Source organism: Phaeobacter sp. CECT 5382 (genome assembly GCF_001457775.1).
Taxonomy (GTDB): domain Bacteria; phylum Pseudomonadota; class Alphaproteobacteria; order Rhodobacterales; family Rhodobacteraceae; genus Pseudophaeobacter.
In genome coordinates this window covers 156,849-174,223 of sequence record NZ_CYSG01000005.1, presented here as the reverse complement: position 1 = coordinate 174,223, position 17,375 = coordinate 156,849, and the positions used below count along the sequence as shown (strand labels likewise).

Genomic DNA, 17,375 nt, shown 5'->3' with positions numbered 1-17,375 from the left:
GATTGGCCCCGCTGGGGCCAGTTTCAAGTCCTGCCCCCTGTCGGGCAATGTGTCTCGCCACGCTACAGTGGCGCGTGTTGCCAGCGGATCACCCGCCCGCAAACCCCGTCCCAGGCACCTTCTGACAGGGCAATGCCCAGCACCCGGTCCGGGTTGGTGGGCGGCGGCATCTCGACCCCGGCAAGAGGTTCAAAGCCAAAGCGGCGATAGTAGGGCGCATCCCCCACCAACATCGCCCGCTGCCAGCCGCTTTCGGCGGCTTTGGCCAAACTATCGCGAATAAGCGAGCCACCAAGCCCTTCGCCCTGATGGGTTGGGTGCACAGCAACCGGCCCTAGCAGCAGCGCAGTTACAGTTTGGTCTTCACCTTCGATGTGAACGGGCCAGAAACGGATCGCCCCGGCCAAAATACCCAGCTCATCCCGCGCCACCTGGCTCAAGCCCGGAACCGGCGGCACATCATCACGCAACCGGTAGGAAGACAGCGCTTCGCGCCCCGGCGCAAAACACAGGTCATAAAGCGCCTCGACCTCCCAGCGGTCGTCGGGCCGTTCTGCTGTCAATTCGATCACGCCACTTGGCCTCCGCGCGCCTGTCTCTCACTCTCAACCCCGTTTGCATAGATTATGTACCTGCTCGGCACCGTCTCAGGGCTAGAAATCGCCCTAGCACGGGCGTAAGTCTGGGGCAAACAATTGGAGACGCGCCATGTTCTATCGCCCCGAAGAGGGTCACGGGTTGCCACATAACCCCTTCAACGCGCTGATCACGCCGCGCCCGATCGGCTGGATTTCTTCGCGCAGTACGGATGGCATCAACAATCTTGCACCCTATTCCTTTTTCAACGGCGTCGCCTATACGCCGCCGCAGGTGATGTTCGCCTCCACCGGCACCAAGGACGACCAGTCCGGCACCAAGGACAGCCTCGCCAATATCGAGAAAACCGGAGTATTTTGCGTCAATATCGTCGCCTTCGAGATGCGTGATGCGATGAATGCCAGCTCTGCGACGCTGCCCAAAGAGGTGGATGAATTTGCCCATGCGGGCCTTACGGCGACGGATTGCGACACTATCGAATGCGCCCGCATCGAAGGCGCCCCCGCCGCGCTGGAGTGCAAACTGACCCAGATCGTCACCCTTCCCGGGGTGGCCAATCGCGTCGCCTTTGGCGAGGTGACAGGCATCCACCTGCGCGACGACTGCCTGCATGACGGGATTTTTGATGTCACGCGCTTTCAGCCGCTCGCCCGTATGGGATATCGTGACTATGCCGTCGTGCGCGAGGTTTTCTCGCTGGCTCGCCCCGATGACTAACTTGCCCACTGATCCGATGAGTGAGACCAGCTAATGCCGCTACCAAACCCAGCCCTGCGCAATCCGATTGTGCTGCCTGACGGGCAGTCGCACGGTGGCACCGTGATGCTGTCACGCGCTATCGCGCACCCCAATTTTCAGGTCGGCGACTTTACCTATGCCTCGGATTTCTCGCCACCACAGGACTGGGCCACACATCTTGCGCCCTATCTCTTTGTCGGAGCACGCGAACGGCTGGTGATCGGGCGGTTCTGCCAAATCGCCCATGGGGTGCGTTTTATCACCGCTTCGGCCAACCACGCACAAGAGGGGCTCAGCTGCTATCCGTTTCCGGTGTTTGACCCGGCCCAGATGGCGGCATTCCAGCCTGACACCCGCGACACAATTGTTGGCCATGATGTCTGGATCGGTTATGGCGCTCTGATCCTGCCCGGCGCGCGCATTGGCGATGGCGCCATTATCGGTGCTGGGGCTGTGGTGCGCGGCACCGTGCCGCCTTACGCCGTGGTCACCGGCAATCCCGCCAGCGTGCAGCGGTTTCGGTTTTCAAAGCCACAGATCGCGCGTCTTCTGGGCCTGAAATGGTGGCACTGGCCCAGTGATCTACTGGCCCGCGCCGAACCTGCCCTGCTGTCTGGCGATCTCGACATGCTCGAAAGCCTCGCCCCCGACTAAGCCAACCTTCGCTTTGGGCCTGCTGTTTTGGTGAGTCCGGGGCAATACCAACCTCTGGTACCCCGGCCCGTTTTAGTCACCGCGATTTGTCTACAAGAGCCGCAAAACCCAACAAAAAAGCCGCGCCCCGGTAGGGGCGCGACCATCTGAAAATAGCAGGGACTAGTCGGTGTCAATGACCGCCAAGGATCCCGGTTTTGACCGAATAATCTGTCGCCACCTGGTATTCCGGATCGTCGTCACTATCGATCATCAGATGACCCGCCTTGGTCAGCAGCTGGTGACAATCCCGGCTGAGGTGGCGCAGCATCAGCGTCTTGCCAGCGGCTTCATACTTGCCCGCGATAGCTTCGATCGCCTGCAGCGCAGATTGATCCACCACCCGGCTGCGACCAAACTCGACGATCACTTTGTCAGGGTCGTTCTCCACATCGAAGAGCTCAATAAAGCCATCGGTAGAGCCAAAAAACAGTGGCCCTTCGATCTCGTAGACCTTGGCCCCCTGCTCGCTTTCGGACTGGCGGGTGACGGCATGGATGCGGCGCGCGTTGCTCCAGGCATAGGCCAGTGCTGAGACGATCACCCCAACCACAACTGCAATCGCCAGATCGCTCATGACAGTGACAACAGTCACCAGAACGATCACAAAAGCGTCCATCGGCGGAACCTTGGTCATGATCTTGAGGCTGTTCCAGGCAAAGGTTCCAATCACTACCATGAACATCACGCCGACCAGGGCAGCCAGCGGAATTTGTTCAATCAACGGTGAGGCCACGACGATAAAGGCCAGCAGGCACAGGGCGGCAAAAATGCCGGCAATACGGGTACGTCCGCCGGACTTCACGTTGATCATCGACTGGCCGATCATGGCACAGCCACCCATGCCGCCAAAGAAACCGGTAATCACATTGGCAGTCCCCTGCGCGATGCATTCCTGGCTGGCGCCACCGCGCTTACCGGTGATTTCACCCACCAGGTTCAGCGTCAGAAGGCTTTCAATCAAACCGATGGCGGCCAGAATGACGGCATAGGGCAGGATGATCCACAGAGTTTCCAAAGTCAGCGGCGCCAGCGCGTCGCCATAGATGCCAATGCCTTCGCCAAAGGGGCTGTGAATAAAGGGCAAACCGCCTTCAATCGAGGCCATATCGCCAACCCGCGGTACATCCAGCCCAAAGATGATCACGATGCCTGCAACGATGCCGATCCCGGCCAATGGTGCAGGAATGATCGACGTAATCTTTGGCGTGCCCCAGATGATCGCCATGGTCAGCCCGACCAGACCCAGCATCAAGATCATCGGCAGCCCCGAAAGCCACTCAGCCCCATCAGTTCCCGGCACTTTGAACTGGGTCATCTGAGCCAGGAAAATGACAATGGCCAGACCGTTCACAAAGCCCAGCATCACCGGATGCGGAACCAAGCGGATGAATTTACCCCAGTGCATGACACCGGCAATCAACTGCAGGATGCCCATCAGGACCACAGTGGCAAACAGATACTCGACGCCATGCTCTGCCACTAGGGCAACCATGACCACAGCCAGCGCGCCTGTCGCCCCAGAGATCATCCCCGGGCGCCCCCCGATCAGCGCCGTGACCAGCCCGACAAGAAAGGCTGCATAAAGCCCGACCAGCGGGTGCACCCCGGCAACAAAGGCAAAGGCCACCGCTTCAGGCACCAGCGCCAGCGCAACAGTCAGGCCCGACAGCAGTTCGGTACGTACACGCGCAACCGACCACCCCTCGTCCTGCATGATCGAAAGGTTCGGCGGGGAAATACGATTGGCCAGCAGGGCCATGGCGGCGCGTCTCATGGGGGATACCTGTGATTGGAGGAGCTTGGTGTTCGCTGCCCGCCCCTAGCCCAAATCCGCCAATGGCACAAGGCAGAAGAGCCGCATCAGCCCTCTCTGAGGCCCTCACAGCCCAACTTGAAACAAATTTAGAAACAGACTGCCCGCGTATAGCCCAAAGCCAAACACCCCATGAGTAATCAGGCTGTTGACCCGTGCCAGCGTCGGGTTGGGGGTTTTGCGGGCTGCAAAACCTGCACCTAGCGATGGCTGCATCAGGCAAAACGGCAGCGCGACCGTCGCCAGCCCATAAAGGGTCGGTACCATCGGTTCTGGCTGGGTCAGCCAGTTGAAACCATCGATCCCGCAAAATCCCAGGGCTAGCGCTATGCCCACAGCGTAGTGAAACACCCAACCCAACATCCGCTCCTGCGGTATCGCCGGTGTCTTCTTGTCTTGCGCCCGCAGAACCAGTCGGCCAACCCCCAGCCCCCAAATCCAGCGGCCAACCAGCCCCCAATCCGGCCCTATAATGCCGAACCAGCGCGCACGTGCCCATCCGGCCAGATCAATCACTCCCGTCGCGATCAACCCAGCCAGAGCTGCCTGCTGAATAGCTGTCCAATCCATGTCCATATTGATCTCCATTTCCTAGTCCGACTCTGCTATGGATCTGCAGTCTCCGAATTAAAGCGAACTTGAGGTCAAGAATGAAATCTCTGGATATCGCCGACGTCGCTCGTCACGCTGGCGTCAAGCCTTCGGCCCTGCGGTACTACGAAAGCCTTGGCCTGATTGCCGCTGACAGCCGTAAAGGATTGCGCCGCCAATATGATGCCTCGGTGCTGGATCGTTTGGCGCTGATTGCTCTGGGCCAGAGGGCCGGGTTTTCGCTGCAAGAGATCGCCGAGACCCTCGGTCCTGCCACCCAGGCCCAAGTGGAATTTGAGCTGGACCGCAATCGGATAACGGAGCGCGCCGATGAGGTTGATCGCCACATCCGCGCCCTGACCCTGCTCGCGCGCGCCCTGCGCCATGTGGCCACGTGCCAGGCTCCCAGCCACGCGGAATGCCCCAGCTTTCGCAAAATGATGGCCGAGGCTCTCAAATGGTCTGGCAAAGACCGCCAAAAGATCTGACAAAACCTCAGAAGATGTCGTTGTACCAAAGGCCTAGTCGAAGAAACAGCGCCATCACAGCAGATGCCTTGCATCTTTCTCTGTCCAAAACATCCCCGCCGAAGGCCACGCGGTTGTCAAACCGCGCTCGGGAAGGCACATATTCGCAGGCAGCCGTGACAGACAGGAGTGCAGCGCATGACCAAGGAAACCATGATCGCCGTGATCGGCGGATCCGGCATTTACGACATCGACGGGCTGGAGGGGGCCGAATGGATCACCGTCGACAGCCCCTGGGGCGCACCTTCGGATCAAATCCTGACCGGTAGCCTGAATGGGGTCAAAATGGCCTTTCTGCCCCGCCACGGCCGTGGTCATGTGCATTCCCCGACCGAGGTGCCCTATCGCGCCAATATTGACGCGCTGAAACGGCTGGGCGTCACGGATGTGTTTTCGGTTTCTGCCTGCGGATCCTTCCGCGAGGAAATGGCACCGGGAGATTTTGTAATTGTCGACCAGTTCATCGACCGGACATTTGCGCGCGAGAAAAGCTTTTTTGGCACCGGCTGTGTGGCGCATGTCAGCGTGGCACACCCGACCTGCGAACGTCTGTCTGATGCCGCCGAACAGGCCGCGCGTGACGCGGGTATCACCGTGCATCGCGGCGGCACCTATCTGTGCATGGAGGGGCCGCAGTTTTCCTCCGTTGCGGAATCAAAAATGTACCGCGAAAGCTGGGGCTGCGATGTCATCGGCATGACCAATATGCCCGAGGCCAAACTCGCCCGCGAAGCGGAGCTCTGCTATGCTTCCATCGCCATGGTCACCGATTTCGACAGCTGGCATCCGGAGCATGGCGCCGTGGACATCAGCGACATCCTGGCCACACTACAGGGCAATTCCAGCAATGGTCGCGAGTTGGTGCGTCGATTGCCTGCCATTCTGGGCAAAGAGCGCGCGACCTGTCCGCATCTTTGCGACCGCGCGCTGGAATATGCCATCATGACCGCCCCTGAAAAACGCGACCCAACCCTTTTGAACAAACTGGATGCAGTTGCGGGCCGAGTTTTGTCTCTGGCCAGCTAGGCGCATAGCCACAAAACTGGCCGTTCCAAAACAGAAGCTTACCCAAAAGACCAGGCGGCGCGAGCGATTATTGCCTGCGCCCCTTTAAATCAGAGCGGCCACGACCTTGATAAAGGGATGACTTCACTAATGATTTTCGCAACGACTTTTCCACGGTAATTGCCTATGCGCCTACATGGTTTGGACATCGCCCGCTTTCTGGCCTTTTGCGGCATGGTACTGGTGAATTTTCGCATCGCAGCACAGGTTACTCCGGGAAGTGATTTTGCCTCCGTTTTGACCAACAGCCTTGAAGGGCGCGCCTCGGCTCTATTTGTCATACTTGCCGGTATTGGTCTCTCAATGGGCCACGCCAAAGCAGAAAAAAGCTCCAAACTGGTTCTACTCGCCCGGGCCGGGTTTCTTCTGGCAATTGGTCTGGTGAACCTTTTGATCTTTGAGGCTGACATTCTGCACTACTATGCACTCTATTTTCTGGTCGCCCTGCCTTTTGTTTCGGCACCGGACCGCAGCCTGTGGATTGCTGCCCTCGGCGCTGTAGCACTGGGGTTTCTGGGGCTGATTTTTCTCGACTATGAGGCACATTGGAACTGGGAAACCCTGGCCTACGCCGATTTCTGGACCCTTGAAGGCTTTCTGCGGCACAGTTTTTTCAATGGCTGGCATCCGGTTTTCCCCTGGGTCTCTTTTGTCTTTTTCGGCATGTGGATCGGACGGCAGGATTTGTATCAGAAAACAATTCAAAACCGCCTGATCCTTTGGGGGCTGATCGCAGGTGCCCTGGGCAGCGTTCCAGGCCACCTGGTGCAAGACCCTGACCTGGCGTCCCTTTTGGGCACTGCATCGCTTCCACCGGGACCGTTTTATATTCTGACAGCCGGAGGCAGTGCCCTGGTCATGATTGGTGCCATGCTTCGTCTTGGCGCGGGACTGCACCGGCTCGGCATTGCTGAATGGTTGGCCGCCCCCGGTCGCATGGCGCTGAGCCTCTACGTAGCCCATATCCTGCTGGGCATGGGCACACTCGAAGCTATGGGCCAACTTGATGGGTCTCTCACAACAGAACAGATCTTTGGCTTCAGTCTTGGATTTTGCGCCCTCTCGATGTTGCTGACCTGGATATGGATGCTAATCTTCCCGCATGGCCCACTAGAGAGCCTGATGCGGCGCTGCACTGAAATCTTTCGTTGACCATCGCGGCATCACAGGCCTTTGCTAGCGACGATTGAAAAAAGGAGACCAAAATGGACTTCAATCTTTGGCTGGCCTTTGTCGCAGCCTCCACAGCACTTTTGCTGATCCCGGGACCGACCGTGCTTTTGGTGCTCAGCTATGCTTTGTCCAAGGGCCGCTCGGTCGCAGTTGCATCGGCTCTGGGCGTGGCGCTCGGAGATCTCATCGCCATGAGCGCTTCTTTGGCTGGACTTGGCGCCCTGGTGATGGCCTCGGCTGCGTTGTTTTCAGTCTTGAAATGGCTCGGCGCGGCCTATCTTTTGTGGCTTGGCATCAAACTTTGGCGCAGTGCTGCCGATGCACAGGGGCTGACAGGGCTGGTGCCAACAGATGGCATCAAGGCGCGCGGTGTCTTCTCACATGCAGCAGTGGTGACGGCGCTCAACCCCAAGTCCATCGCCTTTTTCATCGCCTTTGTGCCGCAGTTCATCCGCCCCACCGAGAGTCTTGCACCGCAATTCGCCATATTGATCGCCACCTTCGTGGGGCTAGCCGCAATCAACGCACTTGCCTACGCCTTGCTGGCTGACCGGCTGCGCAGCTGGATCGCGCGCCCCCGCGCCATTGCCAACCTGACCCGGACCGGTGGGGCCGCTTTGGTCGGGATGGGCATCGCCACTGCGTTCTTACGTCGCCCCGGCTAGACCAACCAGTCTGCCAGCCACTGTAAAGGTTTCTCACTTAGGCACGGGCCCTTGGACGCCGAACGCCCCCGGAGCCCCCCCCAAGGGCGCTCCGTTTGCAGCAGAGTTTACCCTGTTGGGACTTGCCAGCGACGCCCTGTTCCGCCAAACCCCGGGTGGCCAATTTGTTCGACCGTTTTTGCCGCCCGAACGCCAACCAACGACCATTAAGATGTGCCCAACAACAGAAAGCCGCCCCATGCCTAAAAAGACCGTCGTAAAGGACTATATCCGAACCATCGTCGACTTTCCGCACGAAGGCATCATGTTTCGCGATGTGACAACGCTGTTTGCTGATCCACGCGGATTTCGCATGGCGATCGACCAGATGCTGCACCCCTATGCCGGAGAGCGCATCGACAAGGTTGTCGGTCTTGAGGCACGCGGCTTTATCCTTGGCGGCGCCATTGCCCACCAGCTGAGCGTCGGTTTTGTGCCGATCCGCAAGAAAGGCAAACTGCCCGGCGCCACCATCAGCCAGGATTACAAACTGGAATATGGCGAGGCCATCGTCGAGATCCATGACGATGCCATCCAGCCCGGAGAAAAGGTCCTGGTGGTGGACGATCTGCTGGCCACCGGCGGTACTGCCTCGGCCGGGATCAAATTGATTGAACGGCTCGGCGGCGAGATCGTGTCTTGTTCTTTCATCGTTGACCTGCCCGCTTTGGGGGGCCGCAAAGTGCTCGAAGATATGGGCATGGATGTTCATGTCCTATGCGAATTCGAAGGTGATTAACCTGATAGTCGGGACCTAACGATTGGAGAGCATGCGCTCCCGCCCGTCAGGTCCTCACTAACGTGAAGCCCTTCCCGTTGGGCATGGCCTCTCTGGCTCAATGAGCCAGAGAGGCGCGCCGCGCTTTCGCGCAGCGCTCGGCCCAAGCCGGTTGAAGCGCTCCGACAGGAGGGCTTGATCTGCGCGGGAGCCCTCGAGCCGGATCTGGCAACGTCTCAGCCTCGTCTCGGGCTGACCTCACTCGTCTCCGGCTAAGATCAGGCCGTCTCTTTGCGTGTCCCCTCAAACACAGGAACGAGTAGGCACCGCATTTTTCAAACGCTGAAAAATCAAATGTGTCGTTACATTTACCCAAGCCGATTTCTGTGCCGACGCAGCACCTAGCCAAGAACCGGAAGCACCGCGCCGGGGTTCATGATCCCGATGGGATCCAGTGCCTGCTTGATCGCCCGCATCGTCGCCAGTTTCACTGGATCGCCATAACGCTGCAAATCAGCCACCTTCATCCGCCCCACCCCGTGTTCGGCACTGAAAGAGCCGCCCATCTGCTGTACCAGATCGTGGACCGCCGATTTCACTGCCCCTCGCATATCCTCGTAGTCACGGCTGGTCCTGCCAGCAGCCGGAAACACATTGTAGTGCAGGTTGCCATCGCCCAAGTGGCCAAAACAGTTGATCCGCATCGTCCCATCCCCAAGGGCTGCAATGACTTTCCCTCCGCGCTGGATGAATTCCGGAATAGTCGAGATCGGCACCGATATATCATGGCTCGACACCGATCCCACAAGGCGATTGGCTTCGGGGATCTGTTCACGTAGAGACCACAACGCCTGCCGCTGAGCCTCAGACTGGGCGATCACCCCGTCCTGCGCCAGATCGGCCTCCAGCGCCGCCTCAAACAGATCAGTCAAGGCCGTGACAGGGGACTGCCCCTGAGCCATACCCAGATCAATCAGAACCGACCATTCCGGCGTCTCTGAGAATGGCTGGCGGATCTGGGGCAGATGCTCGGCCAGAAATTTCAGGCCCTGTCTGTGGATCAGCTCAAAGGCGCTGACAACCTCTCCCAGCTGGCTGCGCGCCAGGGCCAGCAGCGAAATCGCCGCTTCGGGGTCGGGGACCACGAAAAGCGCTGTGCCCTGCTGCGCCGGGATTGGCGACAATTTCAGGGCCGCAGCGGTGATGATGCCCAGCGTGCCCTCCGCTCCGACCAGCAGATTGCGCAGGTCATAGCCAGTGTTGTCCTTGCGCAACCGGGTCAGCCCGTTCCAGATCTCACCCGAGGGCAGCACCGCCTCCAGTCCAAGGCACAGATCGCGCGCATTGCCATAGCGTAGTACATTCACCCCGCCGGCATTGGTTGCAAGGTTTCCGCCGATGCGAGCCGAGCCTTCAGAAGCCAGCGACAGCGGAAACAGCCGGTCCTGCGCCTGGGCTGCCTGCTGCACATCGGCAAGAATTGCACCAGCCTCGGCGACCAGTACGTTTTCCTGCGGGTAGACCTCACGGATCTTGTTCATCCGCTCCAGCGAAATCAGCAAAGGCGGCGGCCCTTCCGGCAGGACCTGCCCGCCAACCAGCCCGGTACCGCCCCCATAGGGCACCACCGCCACACGGGCGGCATTGGCTTCGCGCAGCAACAGGGCCACCTCCTGCGCCGAGCCGGGCTTGGCCAACACACCCACCTGCCCGGTATAGCGCCCGCGCGGCTCTTCCTGATAGCGCGGCTCAGACGGACAAAGGACCCCTTCTGGCAACAGCGAAGAAAGATGGGTGGCAAAGGCGGGATCAGCTGGAGCATAGGTCATACCCCTGCATCCCCAATCCGAGCGCTCATGGCAAGCCCTACCACTGCCGACCGAGCCCCCAGTCTAGTTAAGTGGCCCTCAATGCGTGCATCATTTTTGATTTTGCATCTCTGCCACGGCTGCACCTTTGTCGTTGTGGCTGCGACAAAACCCGACCGCGCCGCGCGACAGCGCGGCGCCGGGCCCAACTCCGCTGGTGGTGGTTTGGCCAATTCGGCCAAGGCACCGCCCGGAGGCGGGAGCCCCCCGGCGCGCTATCTGTGCCGCCTGCAACGATGTCATTCATCTGCCGGCAAACAAAACCTATCCCGCCTGGGTGCGACCCCGGCGGTCGTGACGCAGGGCAGCATACAACACATGGGTGCGCCAGCGCCCACCGATCTGCAGATAAGACTGCGCCACACCTTCATATTTGAAACCGGATTTTTCCAACAAGCCGCGCGAGGCGGCGTTTTCCGGCAGGCAGGCGGCCTCAATCCGGCTCAGATCCAGCTTGCCAAAGGCGTGGTGCACCACTGCACCAATGGCCTCGCGCATGTAGCCCTGCCGCCCAAACGGCTGTCCCGTCCAATACCCCAGTGTGCCAGCCTGTGCCGGGCCACGCCGGATATTGTCGAGCGTTATCGCCCCCAGCACCACCTGATCTTCGCGTCGGATCAGAAACAGTGGCAGCGCTGTGCCGCCCGCAACCGAGCGGCGCGCCCAGTAGACCCGGTTGGTAAAGGACTTGCGTCCCAGATGATCCGCCGCCCAGGCTGGCTCCCACGGGATGAGATAAGCTTGGCTTTTCAGTCGCAGGGCCGCCCACTGCTGAAAATCCGAATGCACCGGCGGCCGCAGCGTCAGCCGCTCGGTTTCCAGTCGAAGTGTACGACGGCCCAGCAGCATCAGGCGATACGACGCTCCTGCAGAGTGGCAAGGCTCGGCGCGCCCTCGACAGGCCCATAAAGCGCCATGGCCACTGGGGCACGCACAGCCAGGTCTTCGGCCATCGCACGCACATCGGCAGTGGTGACCGCATTGATCAACCCAACGGTTTCCTCCAGAGGCGGCACCCGGTCCCAGATCTGCACCAAACGCGCCAGACGTTCGGCGCGGTTGGTCGGGCTTTCCAGCCCCATCAGCATACCGGCCTTCATCTGCGCGCGTGCGCGCTCCACCTCGGCGTCATTCATATCGTCGGCGGCGCGCTTCATCTCATCCACAGTGATATTGGCCAGCTCTTCCAGCTGCTCGCCCGAGGTGCCCGCATAAAGTGTGGTGCTGCCGGTATCAGCATAGGCACCAGCCTGAGCAAAAATGGTATAGCACAGCCCGCGTTTTTCGCGCACTTCCTGAAACAGGCGACTCGACATGCCACCGCCCATCACGCCCGCATAAATCTGCGCCGTGTAAATCGCATCATCGCGGTAGCCGGGGCTTTCGAACGAGAGGGCAAAATGCGCCTGCTCCAGCTCTTTGATATGCCGGGCTTCGCTGCCGCCGGTGAAATGCCCCGCCTCCATCACCAGAGATGGTTTGGAGACCATATCGCCAAACATCTCTTCGGCCAGTTTGACCAGACTGTCATGATCCACCGCCCCTGCAGCCGACAGAATCATCTGGCCGGGGCCATAGTGCTCTGCCACGAACCGGGTCAGATCTTCGCGACCAAAGGCGCTGATGTTTTCGGCAGGCCCCAGAATGGTGCGTCCCAGGGGCTGGTCGCCGTAGCTTTCTTCCTGCAGCCAGTCAAAAATCACGTCATCGGGCGTGTCCAGCGCTTGGCCGATCTCCTGCAGAATCACCCCGCGTTCGACCTCAATTTCTCGTGGGTCAAACACCGGATTGCGCAGGATATCCGCCAGCACGTCCAGCGCCAATGGCACGTCATCCTTGAGCACGCGCGCATAATAGGCTGTCACCTCGCGCGAGGTATAGGCGTTGATATAGCCGCCCACGTCTTCGACCGCCTCGGCGATCTGCAAGGCCGTGCGCCGCTTGGTGCCCTTAAAGGCCATGTGCTCCAGAAAATGGGCGATGCCGTTCTGTTCCAGCCGCTCGTTGCGCCCGCCGGCGGTGACCCAGATGCCGATCGAGGCCGACTGCAAACCGGGCATCGCTTCGGTCACAATACGAAAGCCATTGGCGAGTTGATGCTGCTGTACGCTCACTGATTTTGGCTCACTGTTTGATATTCTTTCTGATGTGATCTTCGATAGCGCCAAGGTCATTGGCAATGCCGCTCACCCGTTCGTCGCGATCATATAGATCCGCCATACGGGCAGGAAGGTCCGGATAGATGCCCGAGGCCTGTTCCACCGCTGCCGGGAATTTCGCCGGATGCGCCGTGGCCAGAGTGATCATCGGCACAGCGGCTTCGCGCTGCTCATTTGCCACTTTGACACCAACCGCGCCATGCGGGCAGAGCAACTCTCCGGATGCGGCCATTTCCGTCTTGATGGTTGCCAAAGTCTCCTCCTCGGAGGCACGACCTGATTTATAGGTTTCCGACAGCGCCTGCATGGCACCCTGGCTTACGTCAAAGCCGCCCTCTTTCAGCTCTTCCATAAGCTGCGCCACCGCATTCGCGTCCTTGTCATAGGCAAAATAAAGCGCACGTTCAAAGTTGGAGGAGACCTGAATATCCATCGACGGAGAGATCGAGGGCTGGGTTTCGCCCTTGTGATAGCCCGCGCCCTGCAGGCAGCGGTGCAAAATGTCATTCTGGTTGGTCGCTACCACCAGATCCTTGATCGGCAGCCCCATCTGTTTGGCAATGTAGCCTGCAAAGATGTCGCCAAAATTGCCGGTCGGCACGGTAAAGCTGACCTCGCGCTCTGGCGCGCCGAGCGACACAGCGGAGGAGAAGTAATACACCACCTGCGCCAGCACCCGCGCGATGTTGATCGAGTTCACGCCGGCCAGTTTGACCCCATCGCGGAAATCAAAATCATTGAACATGTCTTTGACGCGAGCCTGGCAATCGTCAAAATCGCCATCCAGCGCCAGCGCATGCACGTTTTTGTCGGCAGGCGTGGTCATCTGGCGGCGCTGCACCTCAGAGACACGACCATGGGGAAACAGGATGAAGACATCCACATTGCTGAGGCCGCGAAAAGCCTCCATCGCAGCAGAGCCTGTGTCCCCTGAGGTGGCGCCAGCAATGGTTACGCGATCACCCCGACGTTCCAAAGCGACCTGAAACAGCTGGCCGATCAGCTGCATGGCAAAGTCTTTGAAGGCCAGCGTCGGGCCGTGAAACAGCTCCAGCAGGAAATGGTTCGGTGCCAGCTGTTTCAGCGGCGCGCGGGCAGCATGGCCAAATCCAGCGTAGGCGCGCGAAATGATGCCGCGAAATTCCTCATCAGTGAAACAATCACCCAGAAAGGGGCGCATCACCCGGAACGCGGTTTCTTCGTATGACAGCCCAGACAGGGCCTTTATGTCATCGTGGCTCAGCTGTGGGATTTCGGCGGGCACATACAGGCCACCGTCACGGGCCAGCCCGGTCAGCATCGCCTCTTCGAATGTCAGCTCGGGCGCCTGCCCACGGGTGGAGATATATTTCATCGCATCAGCCTTCGGATTTGGCGTTTGAGCGCCACAGAAAAGAGGCGGTCATCGCGGCCCAGACAAAGGCCAGCGAAAACCAAGTGATCGCATATTGCAAGTGGTTGTTCGGAATGCCCGCAGTTGTCACAGCCTGCGGTATCACAGTTGTTTCAGGAGAGATGCTGCGGGCAACAATCAAAACCGGTTCTGTGCCCAGAAGATTAGCCATATAGGCGACGTCGCGGGCATAAAGGATATTGGTGTCGACTTCTGGTGCAGGCGTTGTCCAATCCCCCTCATCCGGCCACAAAAGATTACCTGTCACCGAAACGGCACCAGATCTGCGGGGGCTGTTCTTGTCGGCCGCCGGAATGAAGCCACGATCCAAAAGCAGGCGGCGTCCATCACCCATGACAAGGGCCGAAATCACACGGTAGCCTGTCTCGGCATCCTTGGTGACCCAGAACACATGCAGATCCTGCGCTCCCAGCTCACCTTCCGCGGTGACGGCACGGTAGCGGTCTTTCGTCTCAGTCGGGCCGTGCGGAACAACAACGGGGGCGGCGGCGATACGGGTCCCGATGGTTTGCACAAGGTCGTCTTTCCAAGCCAGGCGCTTGAGCTGCCAAGTACCGAGACTCAAGAGTGTCGCCAGCCCAAGCCCGCCAATCACCAGAAAGAAGAACAGTCGCCGCATGGCACCCTCTCATAGAAACAGCGCGCGAGGAGGCCTCGCGCGCTGTGGTAGATACGGTTTCAGTGCGATTTTGAAAACCACAAAGATGTACCCGGTACATTCCGGTCTTACATGCCGGAGGTGCCCCAGAGGTAGACAGCAAAGAACAAGAACAGCCAGACAACGTCCACGAAGTGCCAGTACCAGGCAGCGGCCTCGAAACCAACGTGCTGTTCAGGGGTGAAATCACCCTTCATCGCGCGGATCAGACAGACGAGCAGGAAGATAGTCCCCAAGAGAACGTGAAAGCCGTGAAAACCAGTGGCCATGAAGAAGTTCGAGTAGAACTCATCTTCGCCGAATTTCCAGCCGTCATGTGCAATCAGCTCATAGTACTCATAGCCCTGCAGCGCGGTGAAGAATACGCCCAGAACGATACCAATCGACAGGCCCTGGATCAGCGCCTTGCGATCGTTGTTGTGCACCAGCGCATGGTGTGCCCAAGTCACGGCACAGCCTGACAGAAGCAGAACCAGAGTGTTGATCAGTGGCAGGTGGAAGGGGTCAACCGCGTGGATCGCAGGCGCCACATATTCAGTGCCGAAATAGCTCTCCATTGGATAGATCGCGTGTTTAAAGAACGACCAGAACCAGGCAAAGAAGAACATGACTTCGGACATCACAAACAGGATGAAACCGTAGCGCAGACCGATGCGGACCACTTTGGTGTGGTCACCCTGACGGGCCTCTTTGACCATCTCGGACCACCAGGCAAAGCTGACATAGAGCACCATTACCAGGCCACCCCAGAACATCCAGGCGGTGATGTCGCGCATCCAGAGAACCGCCCCGAAGAGCATGATGAAACCACCGAGGGCTGCCATGAGAGGCAGAATCGACGGAGGCAGAATATGAAAATCGTGATTTTTAGCGTGCGCCATTTAAGTGTCCCTCACCCATCGGCCTGGTTCGTAGTAAGATCTGCCCCGGTGTTTTCCCCGGTATCAAGAGCGACATAGCCCTCGGGTAGATCGATTTCATAAAACGTGTACGAAAGCGTGATCGTATGCACGAATTTTCCGTCCCGGTCGGTAACGATTTCCGGGTCGACGTAAAAGGTCACGGGCATCTGGACCCGTTCCCCTGGTTGCAGCACCTGCTCGGTAAAGCAGAAGCAGTCGATTTTTTCAAAGAACGCACCTGCGGAATAGGGCGTCACATTGTAAGAGGCCTGGCCCGCGATGGGCCGGTCCGTCGGATTGTAGGCCTCGTAAAAGGCCAGCCCGGTTTCGCCGATCTTGATCTCCATCTCACGCTGGGTCGGGGTGAAATCCCAGGCCATGCCGCGTTCCTTGGAGGCGTCAAAGCGCACCGTGATGGTTTGATCCAGAACCGTATCAGAGCCCTGTTCGGCAACGCCTGTGATGCCGCCAAATCCGGTCACCCGGCAGAACCAGTCGTAAAACGGGACCGAAGCCCAGGACAGCGCGCCCATGGTGATGACCACGGCCACCAGCTGCACAACCGTCTTTTGTGGGCCCTGCAGCGCCATCAGTTCTGATCACTCTGCGTGCTGGACGGGGTGCTGGACTGGGTATTGGGGAACTGGAAGCCGTTCGATGTCACCTTAACCATAGTCAAAGCCAGAACCAGCACCACAAAGCTGCCGAGCAACAGGCCAACGCCCAAGTTGCGGCCAAAGCGGCGTTTGTGCAGATCATGTTCCTTGCGCAGAGCCATGTTACCAGCCTCCCAGACCATAGGGTTTCAGCAGGGCTTCCACCAGGATCGCACCGAAGTGCAAAAACAGATAGAGCAGTGAAAGTTTGAAAAAGCTGCGTTCCGCCTTGAAGTTATCCTCTTCGGAATTGTCTTCATTCCGGCGGAAGATCTTCCAGGCACCCAGCAGGAACAGCGCGTTCATTACCACGGCCACGGCCAGGTAGATCGGGCCACCAATGCCGGAAAACGCAGTACCAATCGCCAGCAAGGCCAGCAGGATGGTGTAGACCAGAATATGCACCCGTGTGGCGCGACGGCCATGGGTCACGGTCAGCATCGGAACACCGGCATCATCGTAATCCGAGCGCATGAACAGGGCCAGCGCCCAGAAATGCGGTGGCGTCCACATGAAGGTCAGCGCGAACATCAGCCAGGGCTCTACCGACATGGTGCCGGTTGCGGCGATCCAGCCAATTACGGGCGGAAAGGCCCCAGCGGCACCGCCAATAACGATGTTCTGCGGCGTCGCGCGTTTAAGCCACATGGTGTAGACGACCACGTAGAAAAAGATGGTGAAAGCCAGGAAAGCCCCGGCAAAGATATTTGTCGCCAGCGCCAGCATGATCACCGACAGGCCAGACAGGGCCAGTCCCAGGCTCAGCGCTTCGCCCGCTTCGACTTTACCAGCTGGAATGGGGCGGCCTTTGGTGCGTTTCATCACCTGATCGATATCGGCGTCCCACCACATGTTCAGCGCACCAGAAGCGCCGCCGCCAATGGCGATGAACAGCACGGCACAAAACCCGATTACCGGATGCACCCCAACCGGAGCGGCCAGCAGGCCGACAAAGGCGGTAAAGACCACCAGCGACATGACGCGTGGCTTCAGCAGGGCGAAGTAGTCGCCAAAGCTGGCCTCGTCCTCGCGCGAAATCTCGTCGCGCAATGTGCTGGCGTTGATGCTTGCGTCGCTCATCGTTGTCCCTTTTGCG

General features: G+C 59.2%; 19 protein-coding genes. 7 read left to right on the top strand and 12 right to left on the bottom strand.

Going from position 1 to position 17,375, the window contains the following annotated elements; all coding sequences use genetic code 11:
- Positions 1-62 precede the first annotated feature (62 nt).
- Positions 63-572 carry a GNAT family N-acetyltransferase gene (locus PH5382_RS07730; protein WP_058333786.1) on the bottom strand — a complete coding sequence of 170 codons (510 nt, stop codon included), beginning with the start codon at positions 570-572 and terminating at the stop codon, positions 63-65.
- Between the two features lie 136 nt (positions 573-708).
- On the opposite strand from PH5382_RS07730, the gene PH5382_RS07725 reads away from it, so the two are divergent.
- Positions 709-1,314, top strand: coding sequence for a flavin reductase family protein (locus tag PH5382_RS07725; protein WP_058333785.1), 606 nt, complete (start codon positions 709-711; stop codon positions 1,312-1,314).
- A gap of 33 nt (positions 1,315-1,347) precedes the next feature.
- Positions 1,348-1,989, top strand: coding sequence for a CatB-related O-acetyltransferase (locus PH5382_RS07720; RefSeq protein ID WP_058333784.1), 642 nt, complete (start codon positions 1,348-1,350; stop codon positions 1,987-1,989).
- A gap of 172 nt (positions 1,990-2,161) precedes the next feature.
- On the opposite strand, the gene PH5382_RS07715 is transcribed toward PH5382_RS07720, so the two are convergent.
- Both PH5382_RS07715 and PH5382_RS07710 read right to left on the bottom strand, forming a co-directional pair.
- Positions 2,162-3,805: a SulP family inorganic anion transporter gene (locus PH5382_RS07715; RefSeq protein WP_058333783.1), complete on the bottom strand. Its 1,644-nt coding sequence runs from the start codon at positions 3,803-3,805 to the stop codon at positions 2,162-2,164.
- 105 nt (positions 3,806-3,910) lie between these two features.
- Positions 3,911-4,420 carry a DUF2938 family protein gene (locus tag PH5382_RS07710; protein ID WP_197410016.1) on the bottom strand — a complete coding sequence of 170 codons (510 nt, stop codon included), beginning with the start codon at positions 4,418-4,420 and terminating at the stop codon, positions 3,911-3,913.
- Between the two features lie 74 nt (positions 4,421-4,494).
- Between PH5382_RS07710 and PH5382_RS07705 the strand changes: the two genes are divergently transcribed.
- The 5 genes from PH5382_RS07705 to PH5382_RS07685 all read left to right on the top strand — a co-directional run bounded on the left by PH5382_RS07705 (position 4,495) and on the right by PH5382_RS07685 (position 8,643).
- Positions 4,495-4,923: a helix-turn-helix domain-containing protein gene (locus PH5382_RS07705; RefSeq protein ID WP_058333781.1), complete on the top strand. Its 429-nt coding sequence runs from the start codon at positions 4,495-4,497 to the stop codon at positions 4,921-4,923.
- Between the two features lie 177 nt (positions 4,924-5,100).
- Entirely contained in the window at positions 5,101-5,988 is an 888-nt protein-coding gene (locus PH5382_RS07700; RefSeq protein WP_058333780.1) for an S-methyl-5'-thioadenosine phosphorylase, read from the top strand.
- Positions 5,989-6,153: 165 nt separating this feature from the next.
- A complete protein-coding gene (locus PH5382_RS07695) occupies positions 6,154-7,179 on the top strand; it encodes a DUF418 domain-containing protein (protein WP_058333779.1) in 1,026 nt (341 codons plus the stop codon).
- A 53-nt stretch (positions 7,180-7,232) separates the two neighbouring features.
- Positions 7,233-7,865 (top strand): LysE family translocator, encoded by a 633-nt coding sequence (locus PH5382_RS07690; protein WP_058333778.1) that lies wholly within the window; start codon positions 7,233-7,235, stop codon positions 7,863-7,865.
- A gap of 238 nt (positions 7,866-8,103) precedes the next feature.
- Positions 8,104-8,643 (top strand): adenine phosphoribosyltransferase, encoded by a 540-nt coding sequence (locus PH5382_RS07685; protein ID WP_058333836.1) that lies wholly within the window; start codon positions 8,104-8,106, stop codon positions 8,641-8,643.
- Between the two features lie 380 nt (positions 8,644-9,023).
- Here PH5382_RS07685 and PH5382_RS07680 read toward each other — a convergent pair whose 3' ends face one another.
- From PH5382_RS07680 to cyoE, 9 genes are all read right to left on the bottom strand, one after another.
- On the bottom strand, positions 9,024-10,451 hold the full coding sequence (locus tag PH5382_RS07680; RefSeq protein ID WP_058333777.1) for an FAD-binding oxidoreductase: 1,428 nt from the start codon (positions 10,449-10,451) through the stop codon (positions 9,024-9,026).
- A 303-nt stretch (positions 10,452-10,754) separates the two neighbouring features.
- Positions 10,755-11,339: a GNAT family N-acetyltransferase gene (locus tag PH5382_RS07670; protein WP_058333775.1), complete on the bottom strand. Its 585-nt coding sequence runs from the start codon at positions 11,337-11,339 to the stop codon at positions 10,755-10,757.
- Entirely contained in the window at positions 11,339-12,604 is a 1,266-nt protein-coding gene (locus PH5382_RS07665) for a M16 family metallopeptidase (protein ID WP_058333774.1), read from the bottom strand. The genes PH5382_RS07670 and PH5382_RS07665 overlap by 1 nt, the downstream gene beginning before the upstream one ends.
- Before the next feature lie 10 nt (positions 12,605-12,614).
- Positions 12,615-14,003 carry a threonine synthase gene (thrC, locus tag PH5382_RS07660; protein WP_058333773.1) on the bottom strand — a complete coding sequence of 463 codons (1,389 nt, stop codon included), beginning with the start codon at positions 14,001-14,003 and terminating at the stop codon, positions 12,615-12,617.
- Positions 14,004-14,007: 4 nt separating this feature from the next.
- On the bottom strand, positions 14,008-14,682 hold the full coding sequence (locus PH5382_RS07655; protein WP_058333772.1) for an SURF1 family protein: 675 nt from the start codon (positions 14,680-14,682) through the stop codon (positions 14,008-14,010).
- A 107-nt stretch (positions 14,683-14,789) separates the two neighbouring features.
- Positions 14,790-15,602: a cytochrome c oxidase subunit 3 gene (locus PH5382_RS07650; protein WP_058333771.1), complete on the bottom strand. Its 813-nt coding sequence runs from the start codon at positions 15,600-15,602 to the stop codon at positions 14,790-14,792.
- Between the two features lie 11 nt (positions 15,603-15,613).
- The gene (locus PH5382_RS07645) at positions 15,614-16,213 is read right to left on the bottom strand and encodes a cytochrome c oxidase assembly protein (protein WP_058333770.1); all 600 of its coding nucleotides are present in this window, start codon (positions 16,211-16,213) and stop codon (positions 15,614-15,616) included.
- Entirely contained in the window at positions 16,213-16,401 is a 189-nt protein-coding gene (locus tag PH5382_RS07640) for a hypothetical protein (RefSeq protein WP_058333769.1), read from the bottom strand. Before PH5382_RS07640 ends, PH5382_RS07645 begins: the two co-directional genes overlap by 1 nt.
- Position 16,402: 1 nt before the next feature.
- Entirely contained in the window at positions 16,403-17,359 is a 957-nt protein-coding gene (gene cyoE / locus PH5382_RS07635; RefSeq protein WP_058333768.1) for a heme o synthase, read from the bottom strand.
- Between the last annotated feature and the right edge of the window lie 16 nt (positions 17,360-17,375).